Source organism: Paenibacillus sp. FSL L8-0333 (genome assembly GCF_037965665.1).
GTDB lineage: Bacteria > Bacillota > Bacilli > Paenibacillales > Paenibacillaceae > Paenibacillus_AQ > Paenibacillus_AQ odorifer.
Genome location: NZ_CP150186.1, coordinates 1,186,210 through 1,205,897 on the forward strand (window position 1 = coordinate 1,186,210; position 19,688 = coordinate 1,205,897).

The following is a 19,688-nucleotide window of genomic DNA, read 5'->3' on the forward strand; positions in this document are numbered from 1 at the left end:
ACATAAAGGGATGATTTCATGATAGAGCTTCGTAATGTATCCAAAACGTATCTAAACGGAACCAAAGGATTAAACAACATTAACCTGACCATTCCAGCCGGAGAATTTGTAGCTATTGTTGGTCTTTCGGGAGCAGGGAAGTCGACCTTGCTGCGTTCCATTAACCGGCTTCATGATATTTCCGAAGGTAATATTCTTATTAACGGACAGTCCATTACGAATGCAAAAGGAAGCCGGCTACGAATGATCCGTAGGAATATCGGAATGATCTTCCAAAGCTTCAACTTAGTGAAACGTACGACGGTGCTTCGTAATGTTTTGGCAGGACGGGTGGGCTATCATTCCACACTGCGGACGATACTTGGCAGATTCCCACAAAAGGATATCGATTTAGCCTTCGAATCCCTTGATCGGGTAAATATCGCGGAGAAGGCCTATACACGTGCAGATCAGCTATCTGGAGGTCAGCAGCAACGTGTAGCTATTGCCCGTGTTCTTGCGCAGGAGGCACAGATTATCCTCGCAGATGAACCTGTAGCTTCACTAGATCCGCTCACAACCAAGCAGGTTATGGATGATCTAAAGAAGATTAATATGGAACTCGGGATTACGACCATTGTGAATTTGCATTTTATTGATCTGGCTAGAGAATACGCTACCCGGATTATTGGGCTCCGGGCAGGAGAGGTTGTCTTCGATGGTCCTGTATCAGAGGCAACCGATGAGAGGTTTGCGGAGATTTACGGCAGACCGATTCATCAGGATGAGTTGTTGGGTGAGCCTGTACTCGGAGGCGTGTGAGATGAGTGTGAATGCAGAGAAGCTACATCCCAAACCGCCAAGAAAGATAAAACATTATTTTACAGCCATTATATTAGTAGTATTACTGTGGAGAAGTGCTGTCTTAACCGATTCATCCTTCGGAGAGCTGATTTCCGGTCTGCCGAATATGCTTGATTTGCTTAAGGAAATGTTTCCCCCGAACTGGGGGTATTTTGACAACATTATAGATGCGATGCTGGAGACGATCCGGATGGCGCTGGTTGGCACAACGTTTGGTGCCATTCTTGCGGTTCCGGTTGCGCTGTTGTGTGCAAGCAATATTACGCAAAGCCGTTGGCTTCATTATCCGGTCCGTATGCTGCTGAACCTGATCCGCACGATTCCCGATCTGCTGTTGGCTTCTATCTTTGTGGCTATTTTCGGCCTCGGTGCGCTTCCTGGGATATTTGCTTTGACGATATTTTCGTTGGGGCTGATCGCCAAGCTTACCTATGAAACGATGGAGACGATTGATCAAGGACCTTTGGAAGCAATGACTTCAGTGGGGGCTAATAAGATTCAACGCATTATGTTCGGAGTCATTCCACAGGTACAGGCTCATTTTATGTCTTATGTCCTATATGCCTTCGAGATTAATGTTCGTGCTGCGGCGGTTTTAGGTCTGGTAGGAGCGGGTGGGATCGGCCACTATTATGAAGTCACCCTAGGCTTTTTGGAATACGATAAGACTTGCACCATCATCTTGTTCACATTAGCAGTAGTACTGATTATTGATTATGTGAGCACTAAGCTGCGGGAGAAATTAATATGAGTAAATCATGGAATACCCTTGTCCCTAAACCCCGTAAAAATCGTTTTCGTTGGCTGATTTATGTAGCCCTAGCCGCGTTATATATTTGGGCTTTTTCGGGAGTGCCGTTTAATGGATTCAAAGAAACCGCCGGGATCATTACTAAAGCAATTTTTGCCGGGATATTCTCACCTGACTGGGCCTTCGTTTATTTACCAGATGGGGAGGATCTCCTGCGGGGATTGCTCGAGACGTTAGCTATTTCAATCCTAGGCACTTTTATCTCGACCTTTTTATGTATTCCTTTTGCATTTTGGGCTGCAGTTAACATGAGCAAGGGAAAGGTAATTTCAGGTTCCGGCAAGCTGATGTTGAGCTTTATACGAACCTTCCCTGAGATTATTATGGCTTTGTTATTCATCAAGGCTGTTGGACCGGGTTCTTTTGCAGGTGTGCTAGCTCTGGGACTACATTCGGTGGGCATGCTCGGCAAATTGTTCGCGGATGAGATTGAGAATATCGACAACGGTCCACTCGAAGCTTTAATTTCTTCTGGTGCCAGCCGCATGCAGGTATTGTGGTTTGCGGTGTTACCGCAGGTGCTGCCGGGATTCTTATCCTATACCTTATATAGATTCGAAATTAACGTTCGTTCGGCTACGATTTTAGGTGTGATTGGAGCAGGGGGGATCGGCACACCGTTAATCTTCGCGCTCAGTTCACGGAATTGGGACCGCGTGGGGATTATACTGCTAGGTATCATTGCGATGATCACAATTATTGATTTGATTTCCGGCAAGATCCGGAAGAAGCTGGTGTAACCGAGTTGGATAATGATATGTGAGACAAAGACCTCCTTAGGGTATGAACCGAACCTGAAGTGCACCCCTTAGAATAGACATTGGATAAAACCCCTGGTTTGTCCGATGAAATTCTAGGGGTGTATTTTTATGGCGATTAAAGGACAGTAGTACTACGCTCGGGCATCTTTAATACCACATACTGGCGTGTCTTCCATTCGATAAAGGTTGCGACATGCGCCTTGCTTTTCCCCACGACTAGATACACAGCAAATTCTTTACCTCGGTTAGTCGTCGCTGTTTGAAATGTGTCGTTCGGGTACTGACTAGCCACAACCCCAAACGCAATCTCCATCGAGTGTGCCGTTTGAGACGGTATCGAGTCCCCAATGGCCAAAGGTTGTACGTTTGCGAACTTCTTTCGGTCGCTTACTGATGGGAGTCCCGATGAGGAAGCGACCACGTGTTTCGACAGGCTTCTGTCGCTTGCCTTTATGACGCAGCGTTTAAACGTTACCTTCGGCAAGACGTCCTTTGTAGAGCCAACGATAGATTGTTACGAAGCACACAAAGGTTTAGTCGTCTGATCGGCGCTTCTCTGCAATTTGTTCAGGGGACCACGTTTCCTTTAGTTTTTAGTCGATCTCTTTGCCAAGAGCTGCAGTGTATTTACCGACAGGAACGCTCAACTCTCTTCATTTGCAGTGCCGTTGCTGAGCGATTTGAGCGCACCGTCCTGCTCACAACCGCGACCTAGATCTCGAGCGATGGTTGAGGGATGTTGGCCTAGTTTGCTAAGCTAGGAATAGCTCATATTTGGTTCTCCTGTAATGGTTTAATATCCTAAGTTTCAACTTTATTCTGAAGGTAATTTAATAGGTCTATAGCTAATAAATTGCAGCGCACGTACCAGTCAGAAAATGTATAACATAATAATAAAAAGCCGCTTCACAGCGACTATTATTGTGTTTGAGTTATAATAATGGTAAGTGGTTGTGTGTAGATCCTGTTACGAATATTATTCCACCCTATTCTTCTTGTACTACAAACGGTACTGTTCAAGAGCGTAAGGTATATCGGTTACATGGTCCGCTTTTAAGAGATCATAATTTGACATAAGAACATCGTAATATTCGATGAGCCATTCATCTGGGCTATACCCTTGCAATATATAAATCTTGTCAAGCTTATCTCCATCTACAATACCTATCTGTTGGCCTTTTAATAATCCAACCCCTGAACCAAACAATGAATAAGTAATCGCACCTCGTTTAATTTTAGCAACAGATTGATCTGGATTAGTTATTCGGGAAAGACGTTCAAGAGGTTCCGAATGAGAGTCCGTTAAAAACAATGATTTAATTATAAAGAGTCCCATTACTATTCCAACAACTGAAAGAGCAATGATCATTTTTTTCATTTCATTTCCCCTTTATCTACAAGGTTTTGTTAGTACAAGAAAGCAATGAGCCTTGTTCTTAGCTCATTGCTTTATCTTTAGTCTCACATGAAAAATTAATAGTGCGTGTGTGCTTCTTCTGTATGCGCGATCCCGTAAAACCAGGAGCAGTTGATATGTCTGAGTTTACTAGCCCCATTACGCATGTTCGACTTCCCATTACAGTATATATTCTCAGCACTGGTTTCCTCAGAACTAACGGCTTCATTAACACAATAAATACTATTGTTATACATTGAGAGTTGGCTATTTTGAAGAACCATAACACCAAGTTTTACTGATACAGAACAGTCAGAGTTTTGAAGAGCAAACTGAGCTGCTGTAACTGAATTCAAGTTTGCATCGTGTTTATTGCAGCCAACAATATTTTTGTTTTTGTAGACCATGGATCTGCCAACACCTGCTCCAAAATATGAGCCGACAGGTATTTGGGAGTAGGTATTTATTCCTTGTGCCTCTGCCTGCATGTCTGTCCCCATCTGTTGAACCCCTTGAGCAAACTCTTCAAAGCTTTTTACAATTTTTATATCAGTGCTTTGCGAATACTGATATTTTCAACTCCGATCATTTTCTTAGCATCATCGAGTGTTGAAAAATCATTGTTATCCGAGGTGTATTTCGAATCAGCTTCTTTTTTAACCATTTCATTCTCAACGTAGTTGATATTGTTAGTAGAAACAAATTCATTGTCTGAGACAAGTATTTCCTCGTTCGCATGCTCAAGATATGGATGATAGGGGTATGATATACTAAAAAGTAGAACTAAAAGGCATATCGAAAAAAACATTCTAAAAAGTGAATTCTTCATAATTTCATTCCCTAACCTCAACGGAGTATTATTTCGGAAAAAAAGATTAAATTTTAAAATGATTACAAAATTTAACAAATATGGCTTTTGGGATCATTATATTAGAATATTCTTAAATTAACAACCCACATATTACATTTTTTATTTAGGTTTACGAAGGGGGGGCGAGGAATTCATCGAAATCTGAATTATATTACCATCAAACTAAGGATAACCTAATTAGTATTATCGTATATTTCAATATTTTTCTAATCAAAAAATCGGTAACCTTAAGAAAATAACGGTCTATAGTTACAGAAAAAACCCTGAAAATGTATGAAAAAGTAATAATTATTTTTTCTGAAACATATGTTGGTCTATCCGACTTGTACCAAAGGAGTTGAAGGTTTGGAATCTGCGCTTATTGGCAGCTTTGTATCGGCAATGGCTACCGTTCTTGGAGCATTTCCGATCCTGTTCGTGAAGAGGTTATCCGAGAAGTGGAAAGATATCCTCGTAGCCTTCACTGCGGGGATTATGGTGTCCGCCTCCACGTTTGGACTCATGCCGCAATCGATCAAAGAATCGGGGATTATCGCTTTAACCTTGGGCTTGATTACCGGAGTGCTGCTGCTTGATTTAATTGAAAATAACATCCCGCATATCGATGTGGAGAATAAGCCCGGTTATACCAATATGGATTCAAAAGCGCTGCTTGTTATGATTGCGCTGTTCATCCACAACATACCAGAAGGCCTCAGTACAGGTTTCAGTTATGCCAGCGAACAGGCCAGTTTAGGTCCTACCGTGGCGATTGCCATTGGCGCACAGAATATGCCGGAAGGTTTGATTCTTGCAGTCTTTCTAATGAATTCGCGAACAAGCAAGCTAAAAGCCTTAGGAATCGTTACGCTTACCGGTTTGATGGAGATGGTATCTGCGGTGATCGGGTATTTTACTGCCAGTTACCTGCATAATGTTGTGGGTTATGGTCTCGCTTTTGCAGCCGGAGCTATGCTCTTTATCGTCTACAAGGAGCTGATTCCGGAGAGTCATGGCCATGGTTATGAGCGTCCTTCGACGTATTCGTTTATTTTTGGATTATTGATCATGGTGTACATCACGCAGATTTTTGGGTGAGCAAATAGAACTCTAATCTATAAAAAAGAAGACCAATGAAATGCCAGAGCAGCTTTAAGCTGCCTGACCTCATTGGTCTTTGTCTTGTTATAACTAAGCATTATCCCCGCAGAATTGCCTCAATTTGCTCTAGCTCTTCAGCGCTAAGCTCTGGGGCATTTAAGGAAGCGACGGCATCTTCAATCTGGCTTACCTTACTTGCGCCGATCAATGCAGAAGTTACTTTGCCTCCACGGAGTACCCAAGATAACGCTAGCTGAGACATTTTTTGTCCACGTGCAGCAGCAATCTCGTTCAGTTTGCGAACCTTGCCGATCGCCTCTTCGGTAATGGCATTCTCAGACAGGAATACACTTGGGCCAGCGGCACGGGAATCAGGAGCGATTCCGTTTAGATAGCGATCGGTCAGTATGCCACCTTGTAGCGGGGAGAACACAATGGAGCCGATGCCTTCTTCAGACAATACATCCTGCAAGCCATCTTCAATCCAGCGGGACATCATGGAATAGTTTGGCTGATGAATCAGGCATGGCGTGCCAAGTCGACGCAGAATTTGTGCCGCTTCACGTGTTTGTTCAGGTCCGTAATTCGAAATCCCGACATAAAGCGCTTTACCTTGGCGTACCACGAGGTCCAGCGCAGCCATGGTTTCTTCCAGTGGTGTATTTGGATCTGGGCGGTGGTGATAAAAAATATCAACATAATCCAGTCCCATACGTTTTAAGCTTTGATCTAGGCTGGAGACGAGATATTTTTTGGAGCCCCATTCACCATAAGGACCAGCCCACATATAATATCCAGCTTTAGTCGAGATAACCATCTCATCACGATAAGGGGTCAGATCCTTTTTAAGAATTTGGCCAAAGCTTTCTTCGGCGGAGCCTGCGGGTGGACCGTAATTATTGGCAAGGTCAAAATGAGTGATTCCAAGATCAAAAGCTCTTCTTACCATGGCGCGGCCATTCTCAAATAAGTCGTTGCCGCCAAAGTTATGCCATAGACCAAGCGAGATCGCTGGCAGGAGTAGACCGCTCTTTCCGGTGCGATTATATTTCATATTGTCATATCTGGTAGCGCTTGCGTTATACATGATTTATTCCTCCTATAAACACTTATTACTTAGTAAGTTACGTCCTTATTGTAGCGAAAGATCGCGGACAAACGTATGTCAGCAAGGAAGGAGTTTATAGTACAATGTCATTTTCGAGATGACGGCTACGGTATTCTTTTGGCGAACAACCTTTCACCTTCTTGAACATCCGCGAAAAGAGTAAGGGGTCCTGATAGCCTACAGAACGTGAGATTTCACCAATCGTGCATAGGGTCTCTGTCAGCAGCTCGCACGCCTTAGCGATGCGGAAATTTAATAGATACTGCTGTGGTGGCATACCTATTGTCCGTTTGAACAAGGAGGATAAATATTTGCGATCCAGCTTAAGCGAAGAGGACATCATCTCAACCGAAATATTTTCACAATAATGTGTATGCAAAAAGTGCAGGCATTGCTCGACGTAAATACTCTTTTGACGTGGTAGAGGAAGTACATCTGGAACTGCTGGCACCGCTCGAAGTAACAGAGAGAAGAACTCATACATAATTGCTTTTAGAGGTAGATCCAGGCTGTCCGAAGCTTCAGCTGCTTGTGTCAGGAGCTCGTACAAATTAGGCATAAGCTGCTCATCCATTGGAAAGATCGGATGCTCAGGTGACAAGGCAGTTTTGGCTAAAATATAATCAACCTGCTCCCCGGTAAAAGCTACCCAAGAATAGGTCCATGGATTTGCTATGTCTGCTGTGTAGGCAGTTACGATATGCGGATAGGTGAGAAAAGCTTGTCCTGGTTTAAGATAATGGGTCTGTTCACCCACAGTAACTTCACCTGTTCCTGTATGGATAAAATGTATCTTATATACGTCACGGACCCCAGGCCCAAAAAAATGCCCGGGAAGACACTGCTCCCGCCCCCAGTAATGGAGATGCAAGTCGGGATTGCCTCGGAAGGGACGCTCAGAATTATAGTTAAATATCGCCATGGATGATTCCTTCTCTTTCTTCTATAGAGTTGATCTAGGGTAGTTGTACCCGCTTACTTTTATTATACAGCATATTTTAGAAGGAATATTAACTCGGAATTGCAGGCAATTCAAAGATCGTAGTTTATCCTTGTCCAGTTTGGTTAAGTAAGCTATGAAGCTGAACGTATGAGCTAACTACATCAATAGGAGGTAATGGAGATGAATAAGAGAATAGTGGGTGTCTTTGCTGCCGAATACGAAGCTTCGCGAGCTATTGAGGAGTTGAAGCGTCAGGGCTGTAGGACAGAGGATATTTCGATTATCGCGAGAAATAAAGCGGATGAGGAAACGCTTAGAGACGAGTCGGGAACCGTGGCCCCGGAAGGTATGGCTACTGGTGCAGCTACTGGTGGCCTGCTGGGTGGAGTAACGGGGCTACTGATGGGAATTGGCGCTTTGGCTATTCCTGGTATTGGACCTATTATTGCAGCCGGACCTCTTGCGGCAACGCTTGCCGGAGCGGCGATAGGCGCAGGCAGTGGCGGGTTAGTCGGCGGGCTTATTGGCCTTGGCATTCCTGAAGAGGAAGCAGAGAGCTACGATAATTACGTGGATGAAGGTCATATTCTAGTAATGGTGGATGTGGAAGGCGAGCAGAAGGAGCAAGATGTGAAACAAATCTTCGCAAAGTATAACAGCCTGAACGCAGAACGCTTTGAGAAAGTTGCTAATATAGATCCATTAGCGAGTGAGCGTATTGGAAATAAATAAGAAGCAATTAGCATTCAGTGTAAAAAAACAAAACAGGCTATCTCACTAGCAAAGGATACTGCTAGTGAGATAGCCTGTTTTTTGTGGTTTTATAGAGACACAGCATTTTGTCTAACAGTCTGCGCAGTCGGTATTTCTTTTCCTGGCAGGAAATGAATGCTGCGGATATAGCGGATCGTGCGGCTCTGTGCGCGCATGATTACCGAATGTGTCTCCGCGCGTTCTTTGCCGATGAAACGGACACCGTTCAGGAATTCACCTGACGTTACACCCGTGGCGGCAAAGAGGACGTCGCCCGTGCCAACCATATCTTCCATGTATAGCACTCGCGTAGGATTGGCAATTCCCATGCGTACACAGCGCTGCAGCTCTATGGGTCCATCCGGGAGCAATCTGCCCTGCATTTCACCACCAAGGCATTTCAGTGCAGCGGCAGCAAGAACACCTTCGGGTGCTCCACCGGAACCCATATACAAATCGACATCGCTGTCTGGCAGTGCAGCCGCAATAGCGCCAGCAACATCTCCGTGACCAAGCAGCTTAATTCGTACCCCGGCTTCACGCAGGCTATTAATTAGCTGCTCATGCCGTTTGCGATCCAGCACCATTACGGTTAACTCGGAGAGGGATTTACCAGTGAAGTGGCAGGCTTTTTGCAGAGTGATCTCTACAGGGTCCTCGAGTCTAAGCTTACCGGCAAGCTCGGGCCCGCAGGCTAACTTCTCCATATAAATGTCCGGGGCATGCAGCAGACTGCCTTTATCTGCTATAGCAATAACAGATTGCGCATTATGCAGGCCGCAGGCAACAACCTCAGTTCCTTCGAGTGGATCGACGGCTACATCGACAGAGGGACCTTTTTGGTTCCCGACTTTCTCACCAATATAGAGCATTGGAGCATCATCCATCTCTCCTTCACCAATCACAACAGTTCCGTCGATGGACACAGAATCGAACATGGAACGGATGGCAGTCGTGGCTGCATCATCTGCCGCATTTTTATCGCCCCGCCCAATCCAGCGAGCCGAGGATAAAGCACCTAGTTCAGTTACCCGTACAATCTCAAGGGCCAGTTCGCGCTCCATTCTAATTCCCTCCAGTGCATTCTATATATTTTGTAAACTGAAATTTAGATATAACCCATAATAATCCCAGCGGTTTCTTCTATAGCCTTGTCAGTAATATCAATTACAGGACAGCCCAGCTTGTTGAACAATGAAGCGGCGTATTCCATCTCTTCGGTGATCCGTTCCAGACTTGCATATTGGGAGCCTGTCGGTAATCCCAGAACCTTAAGTCGCTCAGAGCGGACCTTCAGCATGTACTCGGGTTTCATGGTTAATCCGATAAGCCGGTTCGGCGGCAAGCTTAATAGTTCTTGTGGAGGACCAATCTCCGGGATAATCGGATAGTTAACGACTTTTTTTCCTCTATGGACCAAAAAGATGCTAAGCGGTGTCTTTGAAGTACGGGACATGCCCAGCAGAACGATATCGGCTTTGAGCATGGCACCCAGATCACGGCCGTCATCACAGGCGACGGTGAATTCTATAGCTTCTATGCGGCGGAAATAATTCTCGTCGAGCTGGTGGAGAAGACCCGGCCGCTGCTGAGGAGCATCGTCGAAGGTATCAATGAAGGCCTGCATCATAGGGCCCATGATATCAACGATCCGCAAATCAAGACGTACCGCTTCCTCGCGGATCATTTCTCTTAATTCTGGCTGCACTAATGTATAGGCGACAAAACCTTGATGCTGAGCTGCTTCTTCCATAAGCTTGCGTAGCTCGTCTTCATGCCTAATATTGCCGTATCTTTTAATGGTGACCTGCTGATTCTGAAATTGGTGAATAACGGCCTGCACGACAGCCTCTGCCGTATCTCCTATAGAATCCGAGCATATCGTTATTAAGTTGGAAGATTGCTCGATGCTCATGGGTTCCTCCTGTTATCCTTTGGCTTCAAGTTCGAGGAGAAGTTTGATGATGGAGGTTTTTGTTAAACGTCCTACCACATCCAGTTTTGTACCGCCGTCTTCAGCAGCGCTGGGAACAACCACCGGCAAACTGTCTACCTCGTGAAAAATCATCTTATGTGCAGCTTCAAGCACCGGCTCATCCGGTGAAGTTGTGACCACTTTGGGCTGGCGCGTCATAACCATGCTTACGGGCATGGAGACTGCACCGGGGTTGCCCAAGGTTACCTTTAGGAAATCCTTACGTGAAGCAACGCCCGTGAGTTTACCCTCTTCGTCACAGATAATAAGAGTGCCTACATCTTGTAGAAAAAGCGTAACTACGGCATCTTGAATAGTTGTGGTCTCACGGATAACTATAGGTACACTTTGAATTTCTTTGACCATCGTTTCCTGCAGCAGATAACCGCTTCCCTGACGACTGGATGATTTCAATCCTGGGAAGTACCCGACCTTCGGCTTGGCGTCGATATATTTGAGCATAACCAAAACAGACAGATCCGAGCGAATTGTAGGCCGGGTAAGATTCAAACTTTCGGCAATCTGTTCGCCGGTAATCGGAGCTCTTTTGTTAACGATATCGATAATCTCTATTTGACGTGATGTCAGTTCGATCACAATTCCCTCCACTTCCGATAAAAAGGCATTCCTCTTTAGAAAAGAAGCGCCGTTAAGCGAATCCTCCTTTCATATATGAGTCATATTTAGCTGTGTTTAATTTAACTTGTTTATATAATACGCAATAGTGGTCATAAATGCAATATATAGTACGTCATATATTTGATTTTTTTAACGCAATAGTGTTGATCTTCTTTTTTTGCAGTAATTGCTTTAAAGCATCAGCATTCACTAGGATTGTTCCGGCAATGATGGTGAACACTCCGAGAATCGTAATCCAAGACACGGACTCCTTGTAAAAGAAAAAGCCTACACCCACCGCAATCGGTGGAGAAATATAAAGCCAGGTAGAAGGAAACACTGGGTTGGTCTTAGCTACGAGCCAGTAGAACAAGGTATGGCCGACCATGGAGCCGATAACTGTGAGATAGAGCAGTGAACCTGCTGTCTCGAATGAGAAGAGAAATGCAGGATGTACTTTTTCCGTGGCAAAAGAAAGAATGAATAACAGTGCACCGCCATACATCATTTGAGCCGCATTCAGTGCGATCGGTGAGACTTCAGGCATACTGTTAATTACTTTTTTGGAGTAAATCGCACCTACAGCATAGCAACACTCTCCAATTAGGACTACAGCGCAACCGATGAGCCACAGTGGTGAAATATCAACGGCGAGATTGGGGAGAACCAGCAGCAGTACGCCAGTGAAGCCGATGATGCAGCCATATAGGGAGATGGCGGGTGCTTTTTGCCGAAGAATAGAGGTTTGGAGCAGCAGGATCATGATCGGTCCAGTGGCAGAGAGTACAGCTGCAAGCCCTGAAGAAACATATTGTTCAGCCCAGTAGAGACCCGCGAAGGTGCCGAAGGTTAGAGCAGACCCGGTGAACAACATTTCTTTGCGCAACAGCAAGGAGAAGCTGGCTTTTCGTTTCCAGACCATCCATAGGAATAGAACAGCGCCCGCGACAAAAAATCTTAAGCCCGCTGAAAAAAAAGGAGGCGCACCGGCATCTACGCCGATTTTGATAGCTAGAAAGGTCGTGCCGAAGATCAGACATACAAGTGCATAAGCAAATAAGATCATTTTAAAAGTCCCCTTTTTTGTGCTTTATAAAATATAAAAATTTATAAGCTGGCATTTTGTTAATCATATAGGGGAGGGGACAGAACAGATTGCCTTGAGTAGAACAGATTAATTCAGAAATCGTGTACAATATGATTACAAGGTTGTTCGGAGAGGAGTTGTAGCCAGATGAAAAAGGTTGTGGGAGCGGAGCATAATCATCCTTTGTTTCGGCAGGTCTATGAATTTCTATTAAATCGCATGGAGCGAGGGGAGTGGGTCGCACATGATAAGCTTCCTTCTATACGGCTGCTGGCGGAGGAGCTTAAGGTACATCGACTGACCGTATTCAAAGCGTACAGACGGTTGACGGAGGATGGAAAGGTTTATGTAAAAGATAAATCAGGATATTACGTGGCACCCATAATCTCGCTTCCTGCTATTGAAGTAGGAGCCGCAGTATCGGCTTATGCGCTCACTAACCCGCTGTCTGATATTCAGAGAGTGCCAGTTAAGTATCAGTTCTCGCAGGCGCTGATTGATCCGGGGCTGCTGCCGAACCTTTTTCTATCTGACTATGTCAAAAAAGTGTTCGATCTATATCCCAAGGTAATGGGAACGTATGCCTCGGTCCAGGGGGATAACGAGCTGCGTGAGACGTTAAGCCACCACTTTCGGAAGCAACATCGGCTGCAGTTAACTTCGGAAGAGCTGCTTATTACCTCGGGTGCGCAGCAGGCGATCAATCTGATTGCCCGGATTGTGCTTGGTCCTCTGGATACGGTGCTTGTGGAGCGGCCTACTTATAGTGTTGCTATGGATATTTTTCGCCGGGAGGGGGCACGGTTGGTTCCGGTAGAGATCACTCCGGAGGGATATGATCTGGAGGAAGTAGAAGCTTTGATGAAAAAGCATAAGCCGCGTATGTTCTACATTAATCCAACGCATCACAATCCAACTGGATACACGGTGCCTGTGCAACAGCGCAAGCTGTTGGTAGAACTGGCCGAGCGTTATCGCTGTTTACTGGTGGAGGATGACCCGTTCCGCGATATGTATTTTGATGAGGAGCCGCCGCCGCCCTTTTTTGCTTATGATACGGAGGGCTGGGTGATTTATATCAGCAGCTTCAGTAAATATGTAGCCCCTGGCTTACGAATCTGTGCGGTGGCCTGCCGATATCCATTTATGGAGCGTCTGATCACGGCCAAATCACTCGCGGACAATGGTACTCCGCTGCTGAATCAAAAAATATTTCTACATTACTACACCTCCCCACGCTTGCAACAGCATCTCGGTAAGCTGCGCATTGCGCTTCAAGTGCATAAGGAAATCGTAGAAGAGGAGCTGGCGGGTACTGGCTGGGAATGGACGACTCCGCAAGGCGGATTAAATCTATGGGTGAAACTACCGGAGCATCTTACGATGGATCGCCTGTTTGCTTCAAGTATGGCGCAGTCGATCGCTTTTGTTCCTGGGGAGTTATTTGATCCACTGGGGGAAATGAAGTCAAGGCTTCGCCTAAGTTATTCCTTTGCAAGCGAAGGGGTGCTGCGCGAAGGAATACAGCGTTTGATTGGGATCGCGCACAGTTTGTGAGTGGTACAGCAGGTATGGGGGATTAATGAAGAGGATATGAGGAGTTAAAGAAGATTAGAGGAATTAAAGAAGAGGATTAGAGGAATTGCTACCGGATAAACTTGTATCACTTGTTTGGGAATTCCTGTAACACTTTCCACGTTTGCTCCGTCTGTAAGGTAAAGAAGGGGGTTATCAAAGTGCGAAAGATCAATTTCCGAAGTCCAATGATGATATTTCTAGGTGTCCTATTAATATTTACGGCTTTGCTGACGGTGCGGCCCTCAGTCACTTACGCCTGTTCCTGTGTTATGCCTGCGGAGCCACTGGAAGCTCTTGAGAAAAGTACAGCTGTCTTTGTCGGGAAAGTAGTGGACATGAAGGAGCCGTCACAGGGGAACATAATTTCTTCTGCTGATCCAGTAAAGGTAACCTTTGAGGTGGATTCCAGCTGGAAAGGGGTCGAGGGGAATCAAGTTACATTGACTACGGCTTTATCTTCTGCAAGCTGCGGCTTTGAATTTGTGGAAGGGGAAAGTTACATTGTCTATGCTTATGCTAGAGACGGTGGAGACTCTGGTAATCTGGAGGCTAGTTTATGCAGTCGAACTAAGCGGCTAACCGCTGACTCAGTGGATCTGAAAGAGCTGGGACCGGGTATTTCGGCAACGACGCCTACCTCTTCTCCGGAGGTAACCCCGAATAATTCACCGGAGTCAGGAGCTGGGAGTAATGAGTCTGATTTAACGGGGAATTCTTCTGGGGACAGTGATTCCTTTCCTCTTGTTAATGTGGGGATTAGTGGAATAATTATCGTTCTAGTAGCTATCGCTGGGGCTGTTCTATACCGTCGTAGAAATGATGGAACGCGCAAAAAATGACTCTACCTGTAGAGTCAAGTCATGTAATGGTGAGATCAAAGTAGGCAGTAAGAGTATATAAGGTGTTGTGCTGAAATAAGCGGTCGCTCGGGATAACATCCGAGCGACCGCTTATTTGTTTGAGATGACCTTGAGTAACTGGTGGGCTTGTTGGTGGCTGCTGGTGGTTGTGCTGGTGCTGGTGGTGCTGGTGGTTGTGCTGGTGGTTGTGCTCAATTGTAGCTCGGAACCATCTAGAATCAATAATTAGGGAAATCCTCCCTGATTTTATCGTGTTTTACTCAATATTAGCGATAATTGGGGAATTCCTCCCTAAAATTCTGCGGAAATTGCCCTTTTTGCCTATAATCGGCTAATTATTAGGGAGAAATTCCGCAAAAAGTTCAATGTGTGCTTATAAAGTACGATTATTAGGGAGAAATTCCTCAAAAAGTTCAATGTGTGCTTATAAAGTTCGATTATTAGGGAGAAATTCCGCAAAAAGTTCAACGTGTGCTTATAAAGTACGATTTTTAGGGAGGAATTCCGCAAAAAGTTCAACGAGCGCTTATGAAGTTCGATTTTTAGAGAGAAATTCCCTAAATATGAGTTCAAGGAGGGCAGAATTCTGTGAAGCAAGATGAACTCTAGATATTGTAGGTGTTACAAAGTGTAGCAAGGTTAATTTGGGTGATGTGATTAAGGTGAATTTAATGAGTTAATGATGAATTTTTGCGATGTAAGTTGAAATCAGTTGAAGTTAGTTGTGAAGTTACTTGAAGCTAGTTGAAGTCAGATAAAGTTAGTTAAAGTTAGACGATGTCACTTGAGTTAAGATCGCAAACCTACCTCACCCTCGTCACACCCACCCAAATAACCGGGCAAGCTGAGCGACAGCAAAGGTTACTCCGATGGCGATACCCAGCGGAATAACTGCTGAGAGAACGGCCCACTTCATGCTTTTTGTTTCCTTGTAAATGTTCACGAGTGTCGTACCACAAGGATAGTGAAGCAGGGAGAACAGCATCATGTTGAGTGCGGTCAGCCAGGTCCAGCCATGTGAGAGAAAGACATCTTTGATACTGCCTAAGCTGTCGATATCAACCATAGCGCCTGAGGACATATAGCCCATAAGCAAGATAGGCAATACGATTTCATTCGCAGGAAGTCCAAGAATAAAGGCCATGATGATAAAGCCGTCCATGCCGAGCATATGTGCAAACGGATCAAAGAATGCAGCCATATGATTCAGTACAGAATCGCCGCCAATAAACAGATTGCCTAGAATCCAAGTGATAATCCCGGCAGGGGCAGCAACGACGATAGCCCGAGTAAGTACGTTAAGGGACTTATCTTTGGAGGAAATAAGTATGGTCTTCCAGATTTGTGGACGGCGGTAGGGAGGAAGCTCCAATGTGTAATGTGTGGGAACCCCACGCAGCGCAGTTTTGGACATGACCCAGGAAACAGTCAAGGTAACAATGATGCCGATTAGTACCATCCCCATTAGGACGGAGGCAGTGGTGAATGTACGAAGCGCACCTGTCGTAGCGGCTCCTGCCATAAATAAGGAAGACAATAAAATCAGCGTGGGCCAGCGGCCGTTGCAAGGGACAAAATTGTTGGTCAGTATAGCCAGCATTCGTTCACGCGGCGATTCGATGATTCGTGTGGAGAGGATAGCGGCCGCGTTACAGCCGAAGCCCATGGACATGGTTAAAGCTTGCTTGCCATGACCACCTGATTTTTTGAATAGTCGGTCCATGTTAAAAGCAACGCGTGGCAGATACCCGAAATTCTCAAGCAGAGCGAATACGGGGAAAAAGATCATCATTGGTGGCAGCATGACACTGATTACCCATGAGGTGCCTCGATACAAGCCAAGCACAAGCACGCCGTGCAGCCAAGCTGGGGCATGGAGAGCCTCAAATCCCGCTGTCAGATATCCTTCGATGAAGCCAAAGAAGGTAGCGAGCCAGCTAGAAGGGTAGTTAGCCCCGGCAATCGTAATCCAGAATACGACACCGAGAATGGCGAGCATGATGGGAAAACCCCAAATTTTGGAAGTCACGATATTATCCAGCTTATAAGTGCTGTTCAGTTTCTTCTTATCCCGATAAGTAACTGCATCTCCGCAGATGCCTGCGGATACGCCATATATACCACTGACAATCTCATCCCGAATGGCTCCGCCGTCAGCGAGCTTTTTTGCGGTGGACAATAGGGAATCTAGAGCGTCAGATCCCTTAGTGATAGGCAGTGACTCCATGGCCGATGACCTCCTTTGCTTCGGGTAAATCCTTGCTTTTCATATGCTCTTTGAGTGAAGTAAGCAGGCTGTCATCACCGTCCAATAAGCGCAGTGCAATCCAGCGAGCGGGATATTTGGTGCCGATGGTTTGCTCTACCAATGGTGTAAGCTCGGCAATTCCCCGTTCGATCTCTTCGTTGTAACTAATGCGCAACGGCTGCGCTGTGAATGCGCCTGTAGCCACTCGCTCCACTTGATCCAATAAGGCATCGATCCCGATTTTATTGCGTGCCGATATCGCAACGACGGGTACGCCGAGACGTTTGGAGATACTCTTCAGGTTGATGTCGATGCCCAGCTTACGTGCTTCATCAATGAGGTTGATGCAGACAACCGCCCGTCCGGTAATCTCCAGCACTTGCAAGGCAAGATTGAGATTACGTTCCAGCGAAGTAGCGTCAAGCACTACAAGTGTCACGTCTGGCTGTTCAAAAATAATATAATCTCTAGCCGCTTCTTCATCCGCGGAATTTGAGTATAGGGAGTACGTTCCTGGTAAATCTACCGCGAGGTATGAATGGTTATTGTGTTTGAATTCGCCTTCGGCAGTAATGACGGTTTTACCTGCCCAGTTTCCAGTATGCTGTCGCATGCCGGTTAGCAGGTTGAATAGTGTGCTTTTTCCAGTGTTAGGATTGCCTGCAAAAGCGACGGTGAACTGACTCATGCTTCTACACCTCCAATTAATTCTCCGAATATTAAAGAACTTTCTTCTCTACGCAGTGCAATGGTCGTATTGCTTACCCGAAAAGCTATAGGATCTCCTAATGGACTACGCCGCAACACCTCTACGATATTCCCGACTACGAACCCGAGGTCCAGTAATCTTCTTCTAAGCACACCTTGGACTTCAATGTCGCTGATGCGCAGCGTGCTACCCTTTGCAGCTTCTGATAAAGGAATAGTTGTTCCAGTCATGAGATCCCTTCTTTCATTTATATTTTTACCGCCTATGGTTTTTATTTTGTGTATTAAAACATTTCTTGTAGTCTGGCACAACATTAGTATATGGCAACAACTTTGTCCCTGCAACAAGAATGTTTCCCATAGGCAAAATAAAATCAAGCAAAAAAAGCCCCTGACGAAAGAGGGCTTGTACGCTCTTTTCCGCAGGGTTGAGCTTAATTCCTAATTAGCAGTAAAATTACGACCAGCTGCCAAAATCAAGTGTACGTCCGGTCTCGACCAAGGTTTTAATATTACTCAGAACCTGCCACCAGGCGTTGATACTGCCAGCATAGGAAGGATCATCAGGATGCCATTCATCGTGGATAAGCGTAAGCTTAGTAGTTCCACCCACCGGTTCAAGCAGCCAAGATATACGCGATTCATATCTTTCTGTACCCTTATGATAGGAGGGGCCGACCTTATGCGTGAAACGAAACGCTTTTTGTGGAGTGAACTCCAGCAGAGTCCCATATACATGTATCGTTTCATCGCCATCTTCACCGGGACCAACATATTCCAGCAATTCGCCTTCTTTAAAGGTGGATTGGATTACGCTCCCGTAGTAAATCTGTTTAGTACCTTCCGGAGAGATCAAAGTCTCCCATACCTGCTCAGGTGTTCCGCCAATATAAAATTCATAGTGAAGTTCTTTCATTTGTTATTCCTCCTTGGTTTGTACAATCATTTATTCCCTTAGACTTATTTACACTATACAAAAGGATCACTGACAACTACGGTCAGTGATCCTAAAATAATCATTTTAAGTTTTATAATAAGCTGCCAGATCGGTAGCTATAGCGGACAGCTTTTGCTTCAGAGCTAAAGGCTCTAGGATTCGTAGTGTTGATCCATAAGGCAACAAGAAGTAAGGCGCATAAGTCAGTAAGGAGGTCTCATCGACTTGAAAGCGGGCTTGTCCGTCAATACGCTGCACCAGAGTATGTCCAAACAGCCAATGACTGCATAGATCGTTCAGGATTCCTTCATCAGCGGCGATGACTACTGCTATGAGTTTCTCTGGAGTATTTGGTGTTGGCAGCAAGCTTTTTAACAAAAAATCACGTGCAGAGAAGTCAGCAGGACGGGCAAACACAGCTTCTGTACGTTTCAGTTCAGTCATTCTATCGACTCGGAAAGACCGAATTCCTTGCCTCTGATGGCAATAAGCAACGGTGTACCACTGCCCTTTCCACAGTACAAGTCCATAAGGATCAATAGCGCGGGAAGAAATTGTCTCCCCGTTTCCCTTCCGATATTCCATCTGGAGGGTATGTCCGTTCGCCGTCGCTAATTCAAGCTCTTGCAGCAGGTGGGGAAGCGGCACAGCAGGGGAGTGGATGGTTTCTATCCCGCCCTCATGACGCTCCATCTGTTCTAATTGCTGCGCATTGCTGTATCGTTTCAGTTTGGCGATTGCTTGATCTAGAGCTTCTACATAAGGATATCCAGTTCCCCGCGCAAAGGAGGCGGCTTGCAGGAGGGAACGCTGTTCGTCGGAGTCAAAGAATAACGGTGCCTCGGAAAAATGCTCCGGAAGGCTATAGCCACCACCAGGTCCACTATCCGCGATAATGGGTACGCCACTGATGCATAACGCGTCGATGTAACGATAGACAGAGCGGACACTGATCTCTAGCGCTTCTGCTAGTTCCCCGGCGGTTCTTCCCCGTTGCTTGAGCATCCAGAGAATGGATAACATGTGATCAGCCTTGGACATAAATCAAGAACCTCCTTGCTTCATTAATTAATAGCTCACTAACTATAGCAAATTGCCTAATGATCAGCTA

Annotated in this window: 20 protein-coding genes; 7 read left to right on the forward strand and 13 right to left on the reverse strand. The window is 45.5% G+C overall.

Annotated elements, in window-relative coordinates; genetic code table 11:
• The first annotated feature begins 18 nt into the window (after positions 1-18).
• From phnC to phnE (NYE72_RS05085), 3 genes are read left to right on the forward strand one after another with little or no spacing between them, the layout of a single operon-like run.
• A complete protein-coding gene (phnC, locus tag NYE72_RS05075) occupies positions 19-801 on the forward strand; it encodes a phosphonate ABC transporter ATP-binding protein (RefSeq protein WP_038568965.1) in 783 nt (260 codons plus the stop codon).
• Position 802: 1 nt separating this feature from the next.
• Positions 803-1,594: a phosphonate ABC transporter, permease protein PhnE gene (phnE, locus tag NYE72_RS05080; RefSeq protein ID WP_036676482.1), complete on the forward strand. Its 792-nt coding sequence runs from the start codon at positions 803-805 to the stop codon at positions 1,592-1,594.
• Positions 1,591-2,394, forward strand: coding sequence for a phosphonate ABC transporter, permease protein PhnE (gene phnE / locus NYE72_RS05085; RefSeq protein WP_036676480.1), 804 nt, complete (start codon positions 1,591-1,593; stop codon positions 2,392-2,394). Before phnE (NYE72_RS05080) ends, phnE (NYE72_RS05085) begins: the two co-directional genes overlap by 4 nt.
• Before the next feature lie 1,021 nt (positions 2,395-3,415).
• Here phnE (NYE72_RS05085) and NYE72_RS05090 read toward each other — a convergent pair.
• Together NYE72_RS05090 and NYE72_RS05095 are read right to left on the reverse strand one after the other, a co-directional pair.
• Complete coding sequence (locus NYE72_RS05090; RefSeq protein WP_076145528.1) at positions 3,416-3,793, reverse strand: hypothetical protein; 378 nt, start codon at positions 3,791-3,793, stop codon at positions 3,416-3,418.
• Between the two features lie 95 nt (positions 3,794-3,888).
• Positions 3,889-4,311, reverse strand: coding sequence for a hypothetical protein (locus NYE72_RS05095; protein ID WP_339211430.1), 423 nt, complete (start codon positions 4,309-4,311; stop codon positions 3,889-3,891).
• Between the two features lie 716 nt (positions 4,312-5,027).
• Here NYE72_RS05095 and NYE72_RS05100 point away from each other — a divergent pair.
• Positions 5,028-5,759, forward strand: a complete 732-nt coding sequence (locus tag NYE72_RS05100; RefSeq protein WP_036676473.1) for a ZIP family metal transporter — start codon at positions 5,028-5,030, stop codon at positions 5,757-5,759.
• Between the two features lie 100 nt (positions 5,760-5,859).
• Here the strand turns inward: NYE72_RS05100 and NYE72_RS05105 are convergent, their stop codons facing one another.
• Entirely contained in the window at positions 5,860-6,852 is a 993-nt protein-coding gene (locus NYE72_RS05105; RefSeq protein WP_036676471.1) for an aldo/keto reductase, read from the reverse strand.
• A gap of 91 nt (positions 6,853-6,943) precedes the next feature.
• A complete protein-coding gene (locus tag NYE72_RS05110; protein ID WP_038568967.1) occupies positions 6,944-7,792 on the reverse strand; it encodes an AraC family transcriptional regulator in 849 nt (282 codons plus the stop codon).
• Between the two features lie 201 nt (positions 7,793-7,993).
• On the opposite strand from NYE72_RS05110, the gene NYE72_RS05115 reads away from it, so the two are divergent.
• A complete protein-coding gene (locus NYE72_RS05115) occupies positions 7,994-8,545 on the forward strand; it encodes a general stress protein (RefSeq protein ID WP_339211432.1) in 552 nt (183 codons plus the stop codon).
• 89 nt (positions 8,546-8,634) lie between these two features.
• Here NYE72_RS05115 and glpX read toward each other — a convergent pair whose 3' ends face one another.
• From glpX to NYE72_RS05135, 4 genes are all read right to left on the reverse strand, one after another.
• A complete protein-coding gene (gene glpX / locus NYE72_RS05120) occupies positions 8,635-9,630 on the reverse strand; it encodes a class II fructose-bisphosphatase (RefSeq protein WP_339211434.1) in 996 nt (331 codons plus the stop codon).
• 44 nt (positions 9,631-9,674) lie between these two features.
• Positions 9,675-10,475 carry a pyruvate, water dikinase regulatory protein gene (locus NYE72_RS05125; protein WP_339212052.1) on the reverse strand — a complete coding sequence of 267 codons (801 nt, stop codon included), beginning with the start codon at positions 10,473-10,475 and terminating at the stop codon, positions 9,675-9,677.
• An 18-nt stretch (positions 10,476-10,493) separates the two neighbouring features.
• Entirely contained in the window at positions 10,494-11,138 is a 645-nt protein-coding gene (locus tag NYE72_RS05130) for a helix-turn-helix transcriptional regulator (protein WP_081383827.1), read from the reverse strand.
• 154 nt (positions 11,139-11,292) lie between these two features.
• Positions 11,293-12,225 (reverse strand): EamA family transporter, encoded by a 933-nt coding sequence (locus NYE72_RS05135; RefSeq protein ID WP_076138715.1) that lies wholly within the window; start codon positions 12,223-12,225, stop codon positions 11,293-11,295.
• A gap of 168 nt (positions 12,226-12,393) precedes the next feature.
• Here NYE72_RS05135 and NYE72_RS05140 point away from each other — a divergent pair, with 168 nt between their 5' ends.
• Complete coding sequence (locus tag NYE72_RS05140) at positions 12,394-13,803, forward strand: PLP-dependent aminotransferase family protein (RefSeq protein WP_076130628.1); 1,410 nt, start codon at positions 12,394-12,396, stop codon at positions 13,801-13,803.
• 179 nt (positions 13,804-13,982) lie between these two features.
• Entirely contained in the window at positions 13,983-14,663 is a 681-nt protein-coding gene (locus tag NYE72_RS05145) for a hypothetical protein (protein WP_339211436.1), read from the forward strand.
• Positions 14,664-15,501: 838 nt separating this feature from the next.
• Here NYE72_RS05145 and NYE72_RS05150 read toward each other — a convergent pair.
• The 5 genes from NYE72_RS05150 to NYE72_RS05170 form a co-directional block, all read right to left on the reverse strand.
• Positions 15,502-16,911 (reverse strand): nucleoside recognition domain-containing protein, encoded by a 1,410-nt coding sequence (locus NYE72_RS05150; protein ID WP_036679842.1) that lies wholly within the window; start codon positions 16,909-16,911, stop codon positions 15,502-15,504.
• Positions 16,889-17,620 (reverse strand): FeoB small GTPase domain-containing protein, encoded by a 732-nt coding sequence (locus NYE72_RS05155; protein WP_038568974.1) that lies wholly within the window; start codon positions 17,618-17,620, stop codon positions 16,889-16,891. The genes NYE72_RS05150 and NYE72_RS05155 overlap by 23 nt, the downstream gene beginning before the upstream one ends.
• Entirely contained in the window at positions 17,617-17,871 is a 255-nt protein-coding gene (locus NYE72_RS05160) for a FeoA family protein (protein ID WP_036679839.1), read from the reverse strand. Before NYE72_RS05160 ends, NYE72_RS05155 begins: the two co-directional genes overlap by 4 nt.
• 226 nt (positions 17,872-18,097) lie before the next feature.
• Entirely contained in the window at positions 18,098-18,556 is a 459-nt protein-coding gene (locus NYE72_RS05165; RefSeq protein WP_036679837.1) for an SRPBCC domain-containing protein, read from the reverse strand.
• Between the two features lie 105 nt (positions 18,557-18,661).
• Positions 18,662-19,618: a YafY family protein gene (locus tag NYE72_RS05170; protein ID WP_038568975.1), complete on the reverse strand. Its 957-nt coding sequence runs from the start codon at positions 19,616-19,618 to the stop codon at positions 18,662-18,664.
• Between the last annotated feature and the right edge of the window lie 70 nt (positions 19,619-19,688).

Coding starts and splice junctions, on each gene's coding strand:
- phnC (WP_038568965.1), top strand. CDS start 19: ATGATAGAGCTTCGTAATGTATCCAAAACGTATCTAAACGGAACCAAA.
- phnE (WP_036676482.1), top strand. CDS start 803: ATGAGTGTGAATGCAGAGAAGCTACATCCCAAACCGCCAAGAAAGATA.
- phnE (WP_036676480.1), top strand. CDS start 1,591: ATGAGTAAATCATGGAATACCCTTGTCCCTAAACCCCGTAAAAATCGT.
- NYE72_RS05090 (WP_076145528.1), bottom strand. CDS start 3,793: ATGAAAAAAATGATCATTGCTCTTTCAGTTGTTGGAATAGTAATGGGA.
- NYE72_RS05095 (WP_339211430.1), bottom strand. CDS start 4,311: ATGGGGACAGACATGCAGGCAGAGGCACAAGGAATAAATACCTACTCC.
- NYE72_RS05110 (WP_038568967.1), bottom strand. CDS start 7,792: ATGGCGATATTTAACTATAATTCTGAGCGTCCCTTCCGAGGCAATCCC.
- NYE72_RS05115 (WP_339211432.1), top strand. CDS start 7,994: ATGAATAAGAGAATAGTGGGTGTCTTTGCTGCCGAATACGAAGCTTCG.
- glpX (WP_339211434.1), bottom strand. CDS start 9,630: ATGGAGCGCGAACTGGCCCTTGAGATTGTACGGGTAACTGAACTAGGT.
- NYE72_RS05135 (WP_076138715.1), bottom strand. CDS start 12,225: ATGATCTTATTTGCTTATGCACTTGTATGTCTGATCTTCGGCACGACC.
- NYE72_RS05140 (WP_076130628.1), top strand. CDS start 12,394: ATGAAAAAGGTTGTGGGAGCGGAGCATAATCATCCTTTGTTTCGGCAG.
- NYE72_RS05150 (WP_036679842.1), bottom strand. CDS start 16,911: ATGGAGTCACTGCCTATCACTAAGGGATCTGACGCTCTAGATTCCCTA.
- NYE72_RS05155 (WP_038568974.1), bottom strand. CDS start 17,620: ATGAGTCAGTTCACCGTCGCTTTTGCAGGCAATCCTAACACTGGAAAA.
- NYE72_RS05160 (WP_036679839.1), bottom strand. CDS start 17,871: ATGACTGGAACAACTATTCCTTTATCAGAAGCTGCAAAGGGTAGCACG.
- NYE72_RS05165 (WP_036679837.1), bottom strand. CDS start 18,556: ATGAAAGAACTTCACTATGAATTTTATATTGGCGGAACACCTGAGCAG.
- NYE72_RS05170 (WP_038568975.1), bottom strand. CDS start 19,618: ATGTCCAAGGCTGATCACATGTTATCCATTCTCTGGATGCTCAAGCAA.